12 protein-coding genes are annotated in these 17,243 nt (G+C 63.1%); 7 read left to right on the top strand and 5 right to left on the bottom strand.

The genetic code is table 11. The features are described from left to right. Positions 1–29 precede the first annotated feature (29 nt). Positions 30–1,817, bottom strand: coding sequence for a GspE/PulE family protein (locus tag KOM00_RS16395; protein ID WP_216500013.1), 1,788 nt, complete (start codon positions 1,815–1,817; stop codon positions 30–32). 155 nt (positions 1,818–1,972) lie between these two features. On the opposite strand from KOM00_RS16395, the gene KOM00_RS16390 reads away from it, so the two are divergent. The 6 genes from KOM00_RS16390 to KOM00_RS16365 all read left to right on the top strand — a co-directional run bounded on the left by KOM00_RS16390 (position 1,973) and on the right by KOM00_RS16365 (position 11,300). Then, positions 1,973–2,305 carry a phasin family protein gene (locus KOM00_RS16390; RefSeq protein ID WP_216500012.1) on the top strand — a complete coding sequence of 111 codons (333 nt, stop codon included), beginning with the start codon at positions 1,973–1,975 and terminating at the stop codon, positions 2,303–2,305. Beyond that, complete coding sequence (locus tag KOM00_RS16385) at positions 2,293–3,978, top strand: ABC1 kinase family protein (protein ID WP_216500011.1); 1,686 nt, start codon at positions 2,293–2,295, stop codon at positions 3,976–3,978. The genes KOM00_RS16390 and KOM00_RS16385 overlap by 13 nt, the downstream gene beginning before the upstream one ends. A 192-nt stretch (positions 3,979–4,170) precedes the next feature. After that, positions 4,171–5,088, top strand: coding sequence for a UDP-3-O-acyl-N-acetylglucosamine deacetylase (lpxC, locus tag KOM00_RS16380; protein ID WP_216500010.1), 918 nt, complete (start codon positions 4,171–4,173; stop codon positions 5,086–5,088). A 127-nt stretch (positions 5,089–5,215) separates the two neighbouring features. Continuing rightward, positions 5,216–7,477: a sensor histidine kinase gene (locus KOM00_RS16375; protein WP_216500009.1), complete on the top strand. Its 2,262-nt coding sequence runs from the start codon at positions 5,216–5,218 to the stop codon at positions 7,475–7,477. A 115-nt stretch (positions 7,478–7,592) separates the two neighbouring features. Continuing rightward, positions 7,593–10,769 carry a YhdP family protein gene (locus tag KOM00_RS16370; protein ID WP_216500008.1) on the top strand — a complete coding sequence of 1,059 codons (3,177 nt, stop codon included), beginning with the start codon at positions 7,593–7,595 and terminating at the stop codon, positions 10,767–10,769. Between the two features lie 111 nt (positions 10,770–10,880). Beyond that, positions 10,881–11,300: a hypothetical protein gene (locus KOM00_RS16365; RefSeq protein ID WP_216500007.1), complete on the top strand. Its 420-nt coding sequence runs from the start codon at positions 10,881–10,883 to the stop codon at positions 11,298–11,300. Between the two features lie 102 nt (positions 11,301–11,402). Here the strand turns inward: KOM00_RS16365 and KOM00_RS16360 are convergent, their stop codons facing one another. From KOM00_RS16360 to cdaA, 3 genes are all read right to left on the bottom strand, one after another. Further along, positions 11,403–13,106: a B12-binding domain-containing radical SAM protein gene (locus KOM00_RS16360; protein WP_216500006.1), complete on the bottom strand. Its 1,704-nt coding sequence runs from the start codon at positions 13,104–13,106 to the stop codon at positions 11,403–11,405. A 63-nt stretch (positions 13,107–13,169) separates the two neighbouring features. Then, positions 13,170–14,189, bottom strand: coding sequence for a C40 family peptidase (locus KOM00_RS16355; protein WP_216500005.1), 1,020 nt, complete (start codon positions 14,187–14,189; stop codon positions 13,170–13,172). Between the two features lie 128 nt (positions 14,190–14,317). Beyond that, entirely contained in the window at positions 14,318–15,487 is a 1,170-nt protein-coding gene (gene cdaA / locus KOM00_RS16350) for a diadenylate cyclase CdaA (RefSeq protein ID WP_216500004.1), read from the bottom strand. A gap of 186 nt (positions 15,488–15,673) precedes the next feature. On the opposite strand from cdaA, the gene ubiE reads away from it, so the two are divergent. Beyond that, a complete protein-coding gene (gene ubiE, locus KOM00_RS16345) occupies positions 15,674–16,381 on the top strand; it encodes a bifunctional demethylmenaquinone methyltransferase/2-methoxy-6-polyprenyl-1,4-benzoquinol methylase UbiE (protein ID WP_216500003.1) in 708 nt (235 codons plus the stop codon). 90 nt (positions 16,382–16,471) lie between these two features. On the opposite strand, the gene KOM00_RS16340 is transcribed toward ubiE, so the two are convergent. Next, positions 16,472–17,080 (bottom strand): class I SAM-dependent methyltransferase, encoded by a 609-nt coding sequence (locus KOM00_RS16340; protein ID WP_216500002.1) that lies wholly within the window; start codon positions 17,078–17,080, stop codon positions 16,472–16,474. Positions 17,081–17,243 lie beyond the last annotated feature (163 nt).

Raw genomic sequence — 17,243 nt, 5'->3', positions numbered from 1 at the left:
GGGTTCGCGCGACAGACGGGTCAGACCGGTCAACCGGTCACCGCGACGACCTCCTCGTAGGTGGTGACCCCTTCCAGCATCTTGCGCACCGCCTGCTCGCGAAGGGTCACCAGCCCGTCCTTCCGGGCCGCCGCCTGCAACTCGGCCAGGTCGACCCGCTCGCCGATCACGGTCTTGATCGCCTCGTTCACGTCCATCACCTCGAAGATCCCCGTCCTCCCCTTGTAGCCGGTGCCGCGACATTCGGCGCACCCCTCCCCGGACCAGACCCTGGCCGGCCGCTTCAGTCCCAGGTACTCCGACTCCTCCGCACTCAACTGGCTCTCCCGCTTGCAGGCGGGGCAGATCCTCCGCAACAGCCTCTGGGCGATGATGCCGATCACCGTGGAGGAGATCAGAAACGAGGGTACCCCCAGGTCGATCAGCCGGGTGACCGAGGAGGGGGCGTCGTTGGTGTGCAGCGTGGAAAGGACCAGGTGCCCGGTGAGAGCGGCCTGCACCGCGTTCTCGGCGGTCTCCTTGTCACGGATCTCGCCGATCATGATGATGTCCGGATCCTGCCTGAGCACGTTTCTGAGCACCTTGTCGAAGGTCACCCCGATGCCGCTTTGCACCCCCACCTGGTTGAACTCCTCCATCACCATCTCGATCGGGTCCTCGACGGTGACGATGTTGACCTCGGGCGAGGAGAGGGTTCTCAGCGACGAGTAGAGCGTGGTGGTCTTGCCGCTGCCGGTGGGGCCGGTGACCAGGATGATGCCGTTGGGACGGCGCAGGAAGGAGCTGTAGAGCTGGTACTCGCGCGGGTAGAAGCCGATAGAATCCAGCTCCTGCATCAGCACGTCCGGGTCGAAGATTCTGATCACCACCTTCTCCCCGAAGGCGACCGGCAGGGTGGAGACGCGCAGCTCGACCTCGCGCCCCTGGTGGCTGGTCTTGATCCTGCCGTCCTGGGGGCGTCTCTTCTCGGCCAGGTCCATGCGGGAGAGCATCTTGATGCGGGAGACGATGGGGGGATGCAGCTGTTTGGGGACCACGTGCACGTTGTGCAGCACCCCGTCAACCCGCAGGCGCACCAGTGACTTCTCCCGCTTTGGTTCGATGTGGATGTCGCTCGCCCGCTGGTCGAAGGCGTACTGCAGGAGGAAGTCCACCGCCGAGATGATGTTGCGGTCGGTTCCCTCGATCTCGTGCCCGCTCTTCAGGCGCACGAACTGCTCCAGGTTCCCGAGGTCCACGGAGGCGGACACCTCGCTCTCGGCGGCCTGCACCGAGGCCCTGAAACCGAAGAACTCCCTCAGTATCTTCAGGATGTCGTTGCGCGAGGCGAGCACCCGGCGAAACTCCATCCGCTTCAACGCCTTCAGCTCCTCGATGACCTGCTCGTTGAAGGGATCGGCGACGGCCAGGGTGACCACACCGTCGGCGACCCCCACGGGAACGATCAGGTGCCTGAGGGCGAAGGGGCGGGAGATGTGGGTGGTGACCAGGTCGAGGTCGAGCTTCATCGGGTTGATCTTCAGGTAGGGGAGCCCCACCGCGGCGGCGAGCACCTCGGTGACGGCGTCTTCGGTGAGGAGCTTGCCGCCGGAGCCGGGGATCTCGAGGTTCAAGGAGGCGATGATCTCCGCGGGGGATGGCTTTTCCGGGGTCTGCTGCAGCCGCCGGGAATACCCCGCCTGCTGAGCGCCCGCCAGCCGGTGGGCCTGCGCCTCCCCCTTGGCCAGCAGTTCGTCGAACTGCTTCTCGTCGACCAGTCCCCGCTGCAAAAGGATCTGGGCCACGTTCTTGATGGTGACCATCTTCTTTTTCTGCATGCCGTCACCCTTTAATGGGAACAAGTATGCGATTATCCGCGAGAAACATAGTGATGTCAAGGAGGTGCGAGTTTGACAACGGGCGCCCCGCCGATATCATTAAATAGCGCCTATGTGGGAGGCGTGCCACTACCAGATGCCAAAGGAGGGATACCATGTTCGAACTGTTCGAGAAGGCTGTGCTCACGGCGCTCGGCGCGGCGGCGCTCACCCAGAAAAAAGGGGAAGAGCTGATCCAGGAGATGAAGTCGCGCTACAAGATCAGCGAGGAGGAGGGGCGCGCCTTCCTGGACCGGATCCAGGAGATGGCGCGCACCGGGCAGCAAAAGACCGCCGAAGTGGCCGAGACCGAGGTAAAGAAGGCGCTGGACCGGATGGGTATGGTGTCGCGCGACGACTTCGAGAAACTGGAACGGCGCGTCAGGGCGCTCGAGGCCCTTTCCGCCGAGAGCGTCACCTCCCAGCCGGAGGACGAGTGCTTAGGCTAGTAAACATCAACCGCAACGTCAGGAGCATCCGGCGCTACCGCCAGATCATCACCGTTCTCGGCGGCTACGGGCTTGGGCACCTCCTGGAGTACCTGAACCTCGGCCACGTGGTCGACTTCTCGCGCCGCGTCTTCAGGCGACGAAGCCCCAAGACCGAGCACCTGACGCCGCCGGAGCGCCTGCGCCTCGCCCTGGAGGAGCTCGGCACCACCTTCATCAAGCTGGGGCAGCTCCTCTCCACCCGCGCCGACATCATCCCCGCTTCCTTCGTCCAGGAGCTGGCCCACCTGCAGGACAAGATCCCCTGCCTTCCCTTCGAGGAGATCAGGGAGCAGATCGAGCACGAGTTGGGGGTGCCCCTGGAACAGCGTTTCCTGCACGTGGAACCGGAGGCGATCGCCGGGGCCTCCATCGCTCAGGTGCACCGCGCCACGCTTGTCACCGGCGAGGACGTTGTGGTCAAGGTGCGCCGCCCGGGGGTGGTCGAGGCGGTGGAAACGGACATCGACATCCTCATGGGGGTGGCGCTCCTTTTGGAGCGCCACATGGCCAGAAGCGACATCTACGATCCGGTCGGGGTGGTGCGCGAGTTCTCCTACACCATCAGGCGCGAGTTGGACCTGACCCGCGAAGGACACGCCATCGAGAAGATCCGGGACAACTTCAAGGGGGATCCCAACCTCTACTTCCCCCGGGTCTACTGGGAGGCAACCGCCAAGGGGGTGCTCACCACCGAGTACGTCGAGGGGATCAAGGTAAGCGACATCCGCGCCATCGAGGCGGCGGGGCTGGACCGGCGCGAGATCGCCCGCCGTGGCGCCCGGGTCTTTCTCGAGATGGTGCTGGAACACGGCTTTTTCCACGGCGACCCCCACCCCGGCAACGTCCTGATCTTCAAGGACAACGTGATCTGCCTGCTCGACTTCGGCATGGTGGGGAGGCTCGATCCGGCCGTGAAGCGCTACCTAACCGACGTCCTGATGGCGGTGATCAACCGCGACATCGAGGGGCTCGCCGACATCATCGTGGAGGCCGGGGACGCCGGCGAGACGGTGAACATGCAGGCCCTGAAAAAGGCGCTCGCCGAGTTCATGGACAGCTACTTCGAGATCCCCCTCAAGGAGATCGAGGTGGGGCGCATGCTCATGGAGTTCATCGACCTGATCTCCACCCACCGCATCAAGGTGCACCCGGACCTGACCATGCTGGTGAAGGTGCTGGTGGTGGTGGAGGGGATGGGGCGAAAGCTCGACCCGGATTTCGACATGGTCGGGCACCTGCGCCCCTTCCTGGAGCGGGAGTTCCGCCGCCAGCGCTCGCCCGGGCGCCTGTTCCAGGAGATGGAGCAGGGGGTGGAGGGGTACCTCACCCTGGCGCGCAACCTGCCGCGCGACATCAAGGAGATCCTGAACAAAGTCAACCGCAACAAGTTCCGCATCGACCTTGAGCACCGCGGCCTGGACCGCTTCTCCAAGGAACTGGACCGCTCCGCGAACCGCCTCTGCCTCTCCCTGATCATCGCGGCCCTCCTGATCGGCTCCTCGATCGCCATGCAGGGGAACCGCGGCCCCATGCTCTGGGGCCTTCCCGCCTTCGCCTTTTTCGGCTACAGCTGCGCCGGCGTGGTCGGCGTCTGGTGGATGGTCGCCATCCTCCGCTCCGGCAGACTGTAGCAAAAAAGCCACACCCCCCGTTGCACTGGCACCACAGGCGCAAAATCGCCACACCCCCTCCCCGCCCCCATCCCCGAACCGATCCCGTCTACACACCCGAAGCAGCACGCTTTTTTCCAATGAGAAGCACCCGCCCGCCGTTGGCGCATTATTTGCTTAATAGTAAGCATACTGACTATCAGGAGCAAGCAGATGATATTCCAACAGACTTTGGGCAACAAGGTAACCTTCAGCGGCATCGGCCTGCACTCCGGCAAGACGATCACCATCACGCTGCGTCCGGCCGAGCCCGGCACCGGCGTCGTCTTCCACAGGGTTGACCTCACCCCGGCTGTCTCCATAGAAGCGCACGCGCAGAACGTGGTCAACACCAGGCTCTCCACCACCATCGGCCGCGGCGAGGCAAGCGTTTCCACCATAGAGCATCTCATGGCGGCCCTGTACGGCTGCGGCATCGACAACGCCCACGTGGACATCAACGGCCCGGAAGTCCCGATCATGGACGGCAGCGCCGCCCCCTTCGTGGCGGCCATCGTCAAGGCCGGCATCAAGGAGTCCAAGAAGCCGCGCAAGTACCTGGTGATCAAGAAGCCGGTTTCCGTTACCGAAGGCGACAAGAAGGCCTCCATCATCCCGTCGCGCCACTACAAGATCTCCTTCGACATGCAGTTCGCGCACCCGGCCGTGAAGAGCCAGTTCCGCTCCTTCGAGTTCAGCCAGGCCAGCTTCACCGGCGAGTACGCCGCCGCCCGCACCTTCGGCTTCCTGGCCGAGGTCGACATGATGAAGGCCCACGGCCTGGCCCTGGGCGGCTCCCTCGAGAACGCGGTGGTGATCGGCGACCAGGGCGTGCTGAACCCGGAAGGGCTCAGGTTCCAGGACGAGTTCGTGCGCCACAAGATCCTCGACTCGGTGGGCGACCTCTCCCTCGCCGGTCACCGGCTGATCGGGCACGTCAAGGCCACCAAGTCCGGCCACGACCTGAACCACAAACTGGTCATGGAGCTCCTGAAGCGCCCCGACTGCTACACCCTGATCGAGTTCACCCCGCAGGCCTTCAACGCCCCCTTCAACCTCGCCCTGCCCGAACTGTCCTGGCTGGAGGCTTAACAACAGGCTGAGTTTAAGGTTGAGGTTAAGAAAAAACACGAAGCAGCTCCTCCGGGGGCTGCTTTTTTCGTACCCGTGGAGGATGGAACTGCTTGAAACTGTTCACCCGTTCGTATAGAGTGGCCTGATGCCGATGTCCGACCCAAAAGGGGGGCTCCCCCCGCACACCCAGGGTGCCGAACTGCCCGCCGGAGAGATCCGCAAGCGCAAGCGCGAGGCGATCATCGTCTGCGTGTCGCTGCTCTCGATCGTGCTCCTCACCTACCTCGAGATCCACCTGTCGCGCCTCTCCTCCGAGGTGCCGATGGGGAGCAACATCGTCATCTTCGCCATCATCAACGTCATCATCCTGCTCATCATCCTGCTGGTCTACCTGGTGTTCAGGAACATCACCAAGCTCTTCCTGGAACGGCGCAAGAACACGCCGGGGGCCAAGCTGCGCACCAAGCTGGTGCTCGCCTTCGTCACCCTGTCGCTGGTGCCGACCATGCTCCTGTTCTTCGTTTCCGCCGGCTTCATCACCAACAGCATCCAGAACTGGTTCAACAAGCAGGTGGAAACCTCCCTGAACGAGTCCATGGAGGTGGCGCAGGTCTACTACAAGACCTCGGCCGCCAACGCGCTCTACTACGGCGAGCAGATCAGCGACGCCATCAAGGAGAGAAAGCTCCTCAACGAGGAGAACCTCCCCCAGTTGAAGGCCCTGGTGCGCCAGAAGCAGAAGGAGTACAACCTGGGGGTGGTCGAGGTCTTCTCGGCGCAGCGCGAGGAGCTGTTCCGCGCGGGGAACCCCAAGCTCCCCCTGGGCGAGTTCACCAACCCCTCCTCCGAGGACATCAACGTGGGGCTCGCCGGGCAGAAGCTGACCCGGGTCAACGCCATCGGCAAGGCCGACCTGATCCGCGGCATCGTCCCGATCCGGAGCAACTTCAACGACAACGACGTGGTCGGGGTCATCGTGGTCAACTACTACGTCCCCTACTCCCTGGTCTCCAAGATGCGGGAGATCTCCGCCTCCTACCACGAATTCCGCCAGCTGAAGATCCTGAAGCACCCGATCGCCACCGGCTACATCCTGACCCTGTTCCTGATCACCATGGTGATCGTCTTCCTCGCGGTCTGGTTCGGGGTCTACCTGGCCCGCAGCCTCACCATTCCGATCCAGGAGCTGGCCGAGGCGACCCGCCAGGTGGCCGAGGGGAACCTGGACGTGCACCTTGGCGAGGGGGGCGGCGACGAGATCGGCATGCTGATCGCCTCCTTCAACCGGATGACCGAGGACCTGCGCGAGAACCAGCTCGCCCTGCAGCACACCAACGAGGAACTGCAAAAGAGCAACCTGGAACTGGAGCAGCGGCGCCGCTACATGGAGGCGGTGCTGGCCAACGTCACCGCCGGCATCATCTCGGTGGACAAGGACGGGCTCCTCACCACGGTGAACAAGTCGGCCGAGAAGCTTCTCTTGATCAACAGCGACAAGGTCACCGGCAAGAACTTCCGCGAGGTGCTGCAGGTCGAGCACCTGGACATCGTCAAGGGGCTCCTGCGCGACATGGTGCTCGACAAGCACGACGCCATCGTGCGCCAGGTCACCATCCCTATGCGCGACGGCGAGCTGACGCTTCTCACCAACCTGACCGTCCTCAAGGACGAGAATGACGCCTTCATGGGGATGGTGGTGGTGCTGGACGACCTCACCTCGCTGATCAAGGCGCAGCGGATGGCGGCATGGCGCGAGGTGGCCCGCAGGATCGCCCACGAGATCAAGAACCCGCTCACCCCGATACAGCTCTCGGCGCAGCGGCTGAGAAAGCGCTACCTCTCGCGCTTCGAGGGTGAGGAAGAGGTCTTCGACCAGTGCACCAACATGATCATCAAGTCGGTGGACGAGCTGAAGGGGCTGGTGAACGAGTTCTCCAACTTCGCCCGCATGCCGGCCTCGGTCCCCAAGCCCAACGACCTGAACGACATCCTCAAGGAGGCGCTCACCCTCTATGTGGAGGCGCACCGCCACATCCGCTTCACCCTCAACACGGACGACAAGATGCCCCCCATCATGCTGGACCGGGACCAGATCAAGCGGGTGGTGATCAACCTTTTGGACAACGCGGTGGCCGCCATCGAGGGGGAGGGAGAGATCGAGCTCGCCACCTGCTACGACAGCACCCTCAAGATGGCCACCTTCACCGTCTCCGACACCGGCCACGGTATCGCCGCCGAGGACCGCCCCCGGCTCTTCGAGCCGTACTTCTCCCGGAAGAAGAGCGGCACCGGCCTTGGCCTTGCCATCGTCAACACCATCATCTCCGACCACCACGGCTTCATCCGTGCCAAGGAGAACCACCCCAAGGGGAGCCGCTTCATCATCGAGCTCCCGGCCGATGCATGAACTTCGGGTCGAGGTAAAGGTCGAGGTTGAACCTCGAATCGAGACCAAAATGAAGATCCTAGCGGACAGGTTGAGATCGGGCGTGCCGACGCCGGCTTCCCTGCAGAGATAGCTTATGCCTCTTAAAAAGATTCGGGCCTGGCTTTTGCCGCTTCTGGCCACCATACTGACCGTCGTCGTCCTCGGGGTGAGCCTCCTCCCCCGCCTGCTCGACCTCGACACCTACAAGTCCGAGATCCTGGCGCAGGTGAAAACCTCGCTGAAACGGGACCTGCAGTACCAGACCGGCGCGTTCACCATGCGGCTCACCCCCGCCTTCACCTTCACCGGAGTCACCATCAAGGAGAAGGACGGGACCACCGAGTTCGCCACCGCCGATCGGCTCACGGTCAGGATCGCCATCCTCCCTCTTTTGCGCCGTGAACTCGTGCTCTCCCGGATCGAGCTGGAACGCCCCACGCTGAGGTTGTGGCGCGACCGACAAGGGGTCTTAAACATCGCCGACCTCCTCACCCCCAGCGGCGGCGAGGCCCCGGGGATCCGCGGCGTCGAGCTTAAGAAGGCCCAGATCCGGTTCACCGACTACGCCTTCGCGGAGCAGCCGCTGATCACCGAACTCTCCGACACGGACCTCTTCCTGAGCCGGATCACCCGCGGCAGGGATTGCGACTTCAAGCTCGACGGCCAGCTCCTCTCGGGCAGGAGCAAGGTCCCCATCCACCTCTCCGGCGTCGCGGGGATCCCGGCAGCCGGGGCACCGTTGGCAGCCATGCCGGTGCATGGCAAGATCAAGACCGGCCCCATCGACGTCGGCCATTTCTGGCCCTACTACAGCCGCTTTGTCCCGTTTAAAAGCCTATCCGGCCAGTTGGAACTGGAGGCCAGCCTCAAGGGACACCTGAACGCCTTCAAGGGGAAGACCGAGTTCCGCTTCACCAGGATGAACCTCGACTATCCCCAGGTGTTCCACGCGAGGCTCACGCCGAAGTCCTTCAAGGGGTCCTGCTCCCTGGAACTCACCGAGCGCAACCTCGAGATCGATCACGTGAAGGCCGACCTGGACGGCTTCAAGGTGAACGGGAAGGTTAAGCTCTCGGACCTGCACTCCGGCGACCTGCGCATCACCGCCAGCGCCAGCAGCAACAGCTTCAACCTGCGCGACTACCGGCAGTACATCCCCTACGGCATCATCGTCGACGACACGGCGCATTTCATCGAGCAGAAGATCACGGGGGGGGTATACCGGCTGGACCAGGGACGCCTGGACGGGCGGGTGAGCCAGATCCTGCACATGGAGCGGGGGCAGAACTACAACGTCCTCTACATCAAGGCGCACGTGGAGGAAGGGGTGGTCAACTACGGCTCCGGCATACCGGTCTTCAGCGGCATCAAGGGGCAATTGGAGCTTGCCGGCAAGGACTTCTTCCTGAAGGGGATGACGGGACGCTTCGGCACCTCGCCCCTTGCCCTGGAAGGGCGCATCACCGACTACCCGCTCGACCACCCGTGCCAGTACCCATTCACAGCGAAGGTCCAACCGAGGCAGCCGGAAGTGGTCTGGCTGCTGGGGAAGGGAATCGGCTCCTTCACCACCAACTCGATCCTGAACCTGAAGGGTGAGGGAGGGACCGCGCTCTACCGGCTCTCCGGCGACAGCGACCTCACCACGGCCTCGTACAGCTTCAAGGACCTGGTCGCCAAACCAGCCGGACGCACCAACAGCGTATCCTTCAGCATGGACTTCGACAAGGAGCAGTTCCGGATCACTTCGCTGCATTACCAGCTCCCCCCCGCGTCCCTCTCGGCCACCGCGGTGAGCCGGTACGACGGCCCGGTGACGTTCGAGATAAGGACCAACCCATTCCAGAGCACCGAGGTCGGGCAGCTGGTCCCCATGGTGAAGAAATACCACCCCACCGGGGTGGTCCAGCTCCTGTTGCACGCCGGCGGCCCCGACATGGACCGGCTCACATGGAGCGGCAACGTGGGGCTCTCCGGGGTGACCCTGAAACCGGGGGAGAAGATCAAGCCTTTGACCGGGGTGAACGGCACGGTGAAGGTGAACGGCGAGACCTTCGAGACCTCGCAGCTCCAGGTGAGGCTCGGCAGCACCAGCATCAGCGGGCGGGGCGTCCTGACCGGGCTGCAGAACCCCAGCTGGCAGCTCGTCTTCAGCTCTCCCTCGGTGGATCCCGCCGACATAGGCTTCGCCAACGGCGGCGCCCCGGTGCGGGTTGAGAGGGTGCAGGGGAACCTCACCTACCAAAAGGACAACCTGCAGATAACCTCCCTCTCCGGTTCGCTGGGCAAGACATCGCTCCAGGTTAAGGGAAGCGTCAAGGACCTGCAGCACCCACTGGCGGAGCTGGTGGTCGCCGCTTCCTACCTGAACCCCGACGACCTGATGCCGCTGTTCGGCGGGCCCGGCGGAGAGAACCACCTCACCCTGAGGGCCCACCTGACCGCGGCGGAGGGAAAGCTCAAGGACTTCCCGTTCCAGCACCTAAGGACCAGCGTCTTCTACGAAAACCACGTACTGCAGCTGCTCCCATTCGGGTTCAGCTCCTTCGAGGGGGAGGTCACCGGCAGGCTGCGCAGCGACCTCGCAGCGCCGGCGCGCCACACGCTCTCCTGCACGGTGCAAAAGGTCTCGGCGGCCGCGCTGTTGCACTCGTTGGGGGTGAAGAAGCAGGAGGTCACCGGGGCCATGTCCCTGCAAGGCGACCTGGCCGTGCGCGGTGAGAGCGCTGCCGACTTCAAGCGGAGCATCCAGGGGAACGTGAAGCTCAGGATCGAGCGCGGCAGCATCAGGAAGTTCTCCACCCTCTCGAAGATCTTCTCCATCCTGAACGTGTCGCAGCTCTTCAAGGGACAGCTCCCCGACATGGTCTCGGGAGGGATGCCCTTCAACAAGATCACCGGGGACATCGCCTTCAACAACGGGGTCGCCACGACCCAGAACCTGTTCGTGGACAGCAACGCAATGAACATATCGGCGGTGGGGAAAGTGGACCTCGTGAAAGACGAGCTCGACTTGAACGTCGGGGTGCAGCCGCTGCAGACGGTGGACAAGGTGGTGAGCAAGATCCCCATCTTCGGATGGATCCTGACCGGGAAGGACAAGTCCCTCATAACCACCTATTTTGAGGCGAAGGGGCACATCGAGGACCCGCAAGTCACGGCGGTACCGGTGAAGTCGCTCGCCAAGGGGGTCTTCAACATCTTCAAGAGGGTGTTCGAGCTCCCGGCGCGCCTGATAACCGACACAGGGGAAGTAATCATAGGGCGTTAGGGCCTCCACGGGCGCATGTATACCAGACTTTTTAGTTGTAAAGTCAGCTGGGGTTGTGCTATTTTTTTGAGCGTTGTCAATTTCTTAATTCCATCCAACACGGAGGACACTGTGAAGAAGACTTTGGTTGTAATGTTGGCAATCGTTGCCGTGGCAGCTGCCGGCTGCAAGAAAAAAGAAGAAGCACCGCAGGCACCTGCTCAGCAGGCACCGGCTGCAGCGCCCGCAAGCCAGATGCCCGCAGCAGCCCCGGGCACCGATCCGCACGCAGGGCTGAAGCCGCAGGAAGTGAAGCCGGGCGCAGGTCACAAAGGAAAGGTCCTCGAGACCATGGACTCCGGCGGGTACACCTACGTCCAGATCGAGGAGAAAGGCGAGAAGCTGTGGGTTGCAGCAATGCAGACCAAGGTGAAAGTCGGCGACACCGTTGAGTTCCCGGATTCCCCGCCGATGATCAACTTCCAGAGCAAGACTCTGAAGCGCACCTTCGACAAGATCATCTTCGCACCGGGCCTGGCCGTCAACAAGTAAGCCACCCCGCAGCAAGGATAAAAAAAGGCGCCCCCCGCAAGGGAGGCGCTTTTTTTGTCCGTTTAATGATGCATGCCGCTATCCCCTGATAATCGCGCCCCTTTACTTCCCGCGCCCGGGTTTGTGGCCAGGTTTGCCCCGCCCCGCTCCCGCCTGTGCGGCGCCTTCGAGAGCCGCCTCGTCACAGGGGTCGAGCTCCAGCGCCCTTTGATAGTGACGTGCCGCCGCGGCACGGTCTCCCTGGGCCAGGGCCAATTCTCCCATGGCCACGAAGGCGGGGAGGTGCAGGGGAACCAGCTGCGCAAGTTTTTGGTAGGAGCGCGTCGCACCGGCCAGGTCGCCGGCACGCTCCTGCAGGCCGGCCAACTGAAGCCAGCCCCAAGGGTTGTCCGGCTCCTGCCTCGTCATCCCACGGCAGAGCCTGACCGCCCCATCCCAGTCCCCTTCCTGCTCCAGGGCTTCCGCCTGCAGCAGCTCGGTCACGAAGCTGTACCCCACCAGTTCCCGCTGGGCCGCGAAGTCGGTCCGGGTGAAGCGGGCCTTTTTCCCCGCCTTTTGCAGCGCCTTCAGTATGGACTGGCGCGAGCGCTCCACGAAGGGGTCGCGGCGCACCAGGAACCCCTCCCCCTCCTCTTCGTCGAAGAGATGGGACGTCACCTCGTGACGCCGCACCGCGCGTTGCAGCAGTTCGGTTCCCGGGTAATACACCAGGGGGGATACCTGCCCGTCCTGAGGGCGGATCCGGTCGATCAGGCGCACGGTCTGCTGCAGGTCCTCGTCGTTCTCCCCGGGAATCCCGGTGATGAGGTAGACGGAGAGGTTGATCCCGGCCTTGCGCGCCGCTGTCGCCGCCCGCTCCACGTCCGCCGGCAGGATCTTCTTCCCCAGCGCCTTGAGCATCTCCGGCGAGCCCGACTCCACGCCGAACTGGATGCACTCGCACCCGGCGCGCTTCATGGCCACCAGCATCTCCTGGTCCACCGCGTTGACGCGGGATTGGCAGTTCCAGAGGATGTGCAGCCGCTGCTGCTCGATCAGGCGGCAGATCTCCAGCACCCGTGCACGGTTGGCGGTGAAGGTGTCGTCACGGAAGGAGAAGTAGATGAGCCCGTAGCGCTCCTTCAAAAGCCGCAGCTCCTGCACCACCGAGGCTGGGGAGCGGAAACGGACGCCGCGCCCCCAAAACAGAGGGGAAGAGCAGAACAGGCAGCTGGCCGGGCACCCGCGGGAGGTGATCACGAATTCGAGCTGGCGCCGCAGGTCGACGCCGATGGTCTCGCCGGGGTCTTCAGCGGCCAGGGGGAGCCGGTCCAGGTCGGCCACGGCGGCGCGGGGCGGTCCCAGCACGGCCTCTTTCCCTTCCCGGCAGGCAACTCCCGCCACCTGCGACAGCGGCCGCCCGTCAACCAGCGCCTGCACCAGTTCCAGCAGGGTCTGCTCCCCTTCCCCCAGCACGATGGCATCCACCTCGCGGTGCCGCTCCAGCTGTTCCTGCCAGGAATGGGTCGCGTGCGGGCCGCCGAAGACGACGCAGCAGGCGGGGTCGAACTCCTTGGCGAGGGAGGCGAGGCGGATGGATTCCGAGCGGTTATGGGTGAACTGCGAAACGCCGACCAGCTCGGGGGAGAGCCGCTGCAGGAGTTCGCGCACCTCCTTCCAGGAGGAGCGGGAGAGATTGGCCAGGGTGACCCGGTGCCCCGCCTGCCTGAGCACGGCGCTCAGGGAAAGCAGGCCGACCGGCAAGAGCGAGGTGAAGGGGTCACGCGCCCCTTGGGGGTGGCATTTGTAAGCCAGGAGAATCTTCATGCAGCGCTCATAAAAAAATCCGGCCCGAGGGCCGGATTCGTGAAGGGTAACGTGTGCCGGAGGTTAGTTGCTGGTGAGGCCATCCTCTTCCATCGAGTTTTCGGAGTTGTCCTCCTCGACGCCGAGGATCAGGTCGTCAAGCTTGAAGACGTCCGGGTTGACCTTGGCGATCCGCTTGGCGCCCAGGAAGCGCGACCGGTAGTAGGAGGTGTTCAGGGAGGAGATCACTACCCTGCGGTCGCGCGAGGAAGCGTGGATCATCTTGTTGTTGCCGAGGTAGATGCCGACGTGGGAAGGATAGGAGGCGTAGGTCGCGAAGAAGATCAGGTCCCCCCTCTGCAGATCGCCCGGCGCCACGGCGTTCCCGACTTCGAACTGCTCGCGCGCGGTACGGGGCAGGGAGACTTCCAGCTCCTTGAACACGTGCTGCACGAAGCTGGAACAGTCGATACCGGAACGCGAGCTCCCGCCGAAGCGGTAGCGGGTCCCAAGGAAGCCGTAGGCGGATTTCTTGAGCTCCTTGATGCTGTCAGCCTTGAGTTCGGTGCTCTTGGAGAGGTCGACCTGCCGTTCCGGTTCGAGCGAGGCAAGTTCCTGAATGCTCTGCTCGTAGTCCTTCTCGTTGAAAAGATCGGGGTGGCGCAGCTGCAGCTTCTTGGTGACCTTCACCTTCGGCTCGTCCGCGGGCTCGCTCTCCTTCAGTACCAGCACCTTTCCCGCCTTGACCCTGCTGCTGCTAAGGCCGTTCAGCCTCTTCAGCTCGGCAACCGAAACGCCGGTCTTCTTGGCGATGCGGGACAGGGTCTCACTCTTTTTAACCTTGTACACCTTGGCGGCGGCGGCCGACGCGCTCTTCCCCTCGGATACCGAACGGGGCGGGATGACCAGGAGCACGCGCGGCTTCACGCTGTTGCCGACCAGGTTGTTGGCGGCCTTCAGCTCTTCGACGGTGACGTTATATTTTTTGGCGAGTGAGTATAAGGTTTCGTGCTTTTTGACACGATGGGTCTTTGCGGCGAAGGCGAGCGAAGGTATGGAGAGCATGACGATGCACAGGGTAAAGAGCTTCAGGCTTTTTATCATGAGTCCTCCTTCATTGTTTTAGAAAAAAAAGCGGGTGCGTCGATTTATATAACAAAAGGCACGCCCTGTCAACGTTAATGACCTTTCCTGGCCTTGCTCCGAAGAGCACCCCCTTTGTTTTCAAAGCCTTAGCGCTTGCGGGCGGAAGGCTTCGGTTGTTTCTTTTCCACGGTCACCCGCACCAGGGAGCGGTCCAGGTTCACCACCACCACGCCGGGGGGGAGCCGAATCAGGTCCTTGCTGATCTGGATGTTGTTGTTCCCCTCCTTTGCCTTGGACAGGTCCAGGTCCACCACGATGTCGAGATTCTTCGGCGACCCCACCAGGTTGGAGAAGGACTTTAGCTGCAGATCCACCTCGTCCGGGTAGCTGCGGGTCAGGGTGAGGCTGTCGGGGAGGTTGTGGAAGGTAACCGGCGCTGTGACCGTCAGGATCTCGCCCTGGCGATAGGTGATCAAAAGCCAGCTCACCACGACCACGCAGAAGATGGCGACCTTGGGCCAGAAGTTGGAGAAGAGCCGCTTGAAGATCCCCACGCGCTGCTCCTCGCGGGATAACGGCTGCAGCAGGGAGGTGAGCCGCTCGTGCAGTTGCGCCTGCGACGCCATCACCTCCAGCTCCCCCTGCAGGGAGAGGGAGACCTCGCCCCGCTCCTCGGAAACCACCACGATAACCGCGTCAGAGCGCTCGGAAAGGCCGAGTGCGGCGCGGTGGCGGGTACCCAGGTGCTGCGGCACCTCGGCACTTACCGACAGCGGGAGATGACAGGAGGCGAGGGCGACCCGGCCGTCCTTCACCAGCACCGCTCCGTCGTGCAGCGGAGAGCCGGGCATGAAGATACTGGTGACCAGGGAACCGCTCACCAGCGAGTCCATGGGGACCCCGTGCAGGATCAGGTCGTCCAGGAGCTCCGCGCGTTGGAAAACGACCAGTGCTCCGATGCGCTGCGAGGCGAGCGAGAAGACCGTGGCCGAGAACTCCAAGAGGTCGACCCGTACCACGCTCTCCTGGTGCTCGAAAAGGTTGCGCAAAAGGCTCAGGCGGTACAGCGCCTGCCGGATCTCCGACTGGAATACCACGATCAGCAGGACCAGGAGCACGGTCCCCAGCTCCTGCAGGATCCAGCTGGTCATGAAGAGCCCGAGCCCCTTGGTGACGAAGTAAATCACCCCGAGGAACAACAGTCCTAACACGACCTGGAGTGCCTTGGAATTCTTGAACCAGCTGTAGAGCTGGTAGAGCAGGAAGGTCATGATCAGGATATCGGCGATATCCTGGGGCCTGATTTGCGGGAACAACGGTGGCCTCCTTGGGGGACGACGCTGGCGGGGAGCCTTAGGCGGACGGCGTTAAAACAGGGCGGGCCGCTTTTTGCTGGCAAGCCGTGGCGCTTTGTGCTAAAAATCAAGCCTTGCAAAAGGGCTTCCCGCGTGGGGAAGCGGTCAAAATTTATAGCATTTCGGGCGCCAAAAAGGTAGGAAAATATGTACGCATTATCGGAAAAGGGTGAGCGCATCCGCGCCATGTTCGGGAGCATAGCTCCGCGCTACGATCTTTTGAACAGGCTCCTGTCGCTCGGGATCGATCGCCGCTGGCGTCGTTTCGCGGTGGGGAAGATCGGTCTGCGCGGTCCGGGGCTCGTGCTGGACGTGGCTACCGGCACCGGCGACGTCGCCCTGGAGATAGCCGCCCAGACCCCGACTTCCGTGAACATCGTCGGCATCGACTTCACCCCGGAGATGATCGAACTGGGACGCGTCAAGGTACAGGAGTCGCGCCACGCCGGCCGCATCACGCTCGAGGTCGCCCCCTGCGAGGATATCCCGTACCAAGACGGCAGCTTCGACGCCGCCACCATCTCCTTCGGCATCAGGAACGTCGTGGACCGGATCAAGGGGCTCACCGAGATGCGCCGCGTGCTCAAGAACGGCGGCAAGATCGTTATCCTCGAATTCTCCACGCCGACCATGCCCGTGTTCAAGGACATCTACCACTTCTACTTCCTGAAGGTGCTCCCCAAGATCGGCGGCGCCTTCTCCCGGTTCAGCGCCTACCAGTACCTTCCCGACTCGGTCCTTGAGTTTCCCTCCCGCGAAGTGTTCAAGGGGATGATGGAGCAGGTTGGTTTCAAGGACGTTCACCACTTCGATCTCACCGGCGGCATCGCCACCGTCTACGTCGGAACTAAGTAGAAACAGGTTGAGGTTAAGGTTGAGAAAAAGGCTGTGGCTTGCGACCACAGCCTTTCTTTTTGCCCGGGCTCAAGCGACACGGTCGGCCTACTAGACTTCCTCAACCTCAACCTCAACCTTGACCTCAACCTGCTTCTGAAACATGACCCGCGCCACCGGCATCTCCGGCGCGTCGACGTCTTCCTCCAGGAGCAGTATCCTACCGGCATACCCCGCGAAGATCCGCCCCAACTCACCTGGTTGCAGCAGGAAATCCTTGCGATGCTCTACCGGCACCCCCGGCGCGTCCAGAATGGTCTCCATGAGCAGCACCCCTCCCGGGACAAGCACCTCCACCAGCGAGGGGATCAGGTCCCGCATAAGGAAGTTGAAGTTAAGGATCAGGTCGTACCCCCCTTGCGGCCGCCAGCTCTCCAGGTCAGCCTCTATGAACTCCGCGGCGACACCGACCTCGGCCGCCCGCCTTCTGGCGCGCTCCAGCCCCCGCGGCGAGATGTCCACCCCCGTCGCATCGAAGCCGTGCTGCGCCAGGTAGATGCTGTTGCGCCCCTCGCCACAGGCCAGGTCGAGAGCCCGCCTCCCCGGAACCAGGAACAGGATGCGCTCCAGCGAATCGGCCAGCAGACGCGAGGGGGCCAGCGAAAAAAAATGTTCCGGACCGCTGTAGCGCTGGTCCCATTTGACACGATCGGACTCCATCCCCCACCCCTTCCCTGCCGTTCTCCGAGCCGAGCCACAAAATCCGCATTTTCGGGTCGATTGTCAAGCCTTTCCACTCCCGCCGGCAGTCCCCGGCGCCACCGCGTCCACCCCGCTCACGCGTAGCGACATTTTCTGTCGCGCACATATGATTTCCTGTAGA

This window comes from Geomonas diazotrophica (assembly GCF_018919385.1).
Lineage (GTDB): Bacteria > Desulfobacterota > Desulfuromonadia > Geobacterales > Geobacteraceae > Geomonas > Geomonas diazotrophica.
This window is presented reverse-complemented; position numbering and strand designations above follow the sequence as displayed.

Bases quoted from the DNA above. Each gene is read 5' to 3' on its own strand.
- KOM00_RS16395 (WP_216500013.1), bottom strand. From the start codon at position 1,817: ATGCAGAAAAAGAAGATGGTCACCATCAAGAACGTGGCCCAGATCCTT.
- KOM00_RS16390 (WP_216500012.1), top strand. From the start codon at position 1,973: ATGTTCGAACTGTTCGAGAAGGCTGTGCTCACGGCGCTCGGCGCGGCG.
- lpxC (WP_216500010.1), top strand. From the start codon at position 4,171: ATGATATTCCAACAGACTTTGGGCAACAAGGTAACCTTCAGCGGCATC.
- KOM00_RS16375 (WP_216500009.1), top strand. From the start codon at position 5,216: ATGCCGATGTCCGACCCAAAAGGGGGGCTCCCCCCGCACACCCAGGGT.
- KOM00_RS16370 (WP_216500008.1), top strand. From the start codon at position 7,593: ATGCCTCTTAAAAAGATTCGGGCCTGGCTTTTGCCGCTTCTGGCCACC.
- KOM00_RS16360 (WP_216500006.1), bottom strand. From the start codon at position 13,106: ATGAAGATTCTCCTGGCTTACAAATGCCACCCCCAAGGGGCGCGTGAC.
- KOM00_RS16355 (WP_216500005.1), bottom strand. From the start codon at position 14,189: ATGATAAAAAGCCTGAAGCTCTTTACCCTGTGCATCGTCATGCTCTCC.
- ubiE (WP_216500003.1), top strand. From the start codon at position 15,674: ATGTACGCATTATCGGAAAAGGGTGAGCGCATCCGCGCCATGTTCGGG.
- KOM00_RS16340 (WP_216500002.1), bottom strand. From the start codon at position 17,080: ATGGAGTCCGATCGTGTCAAATGGGACCAGCGCTACAGCGGTCCGGAA.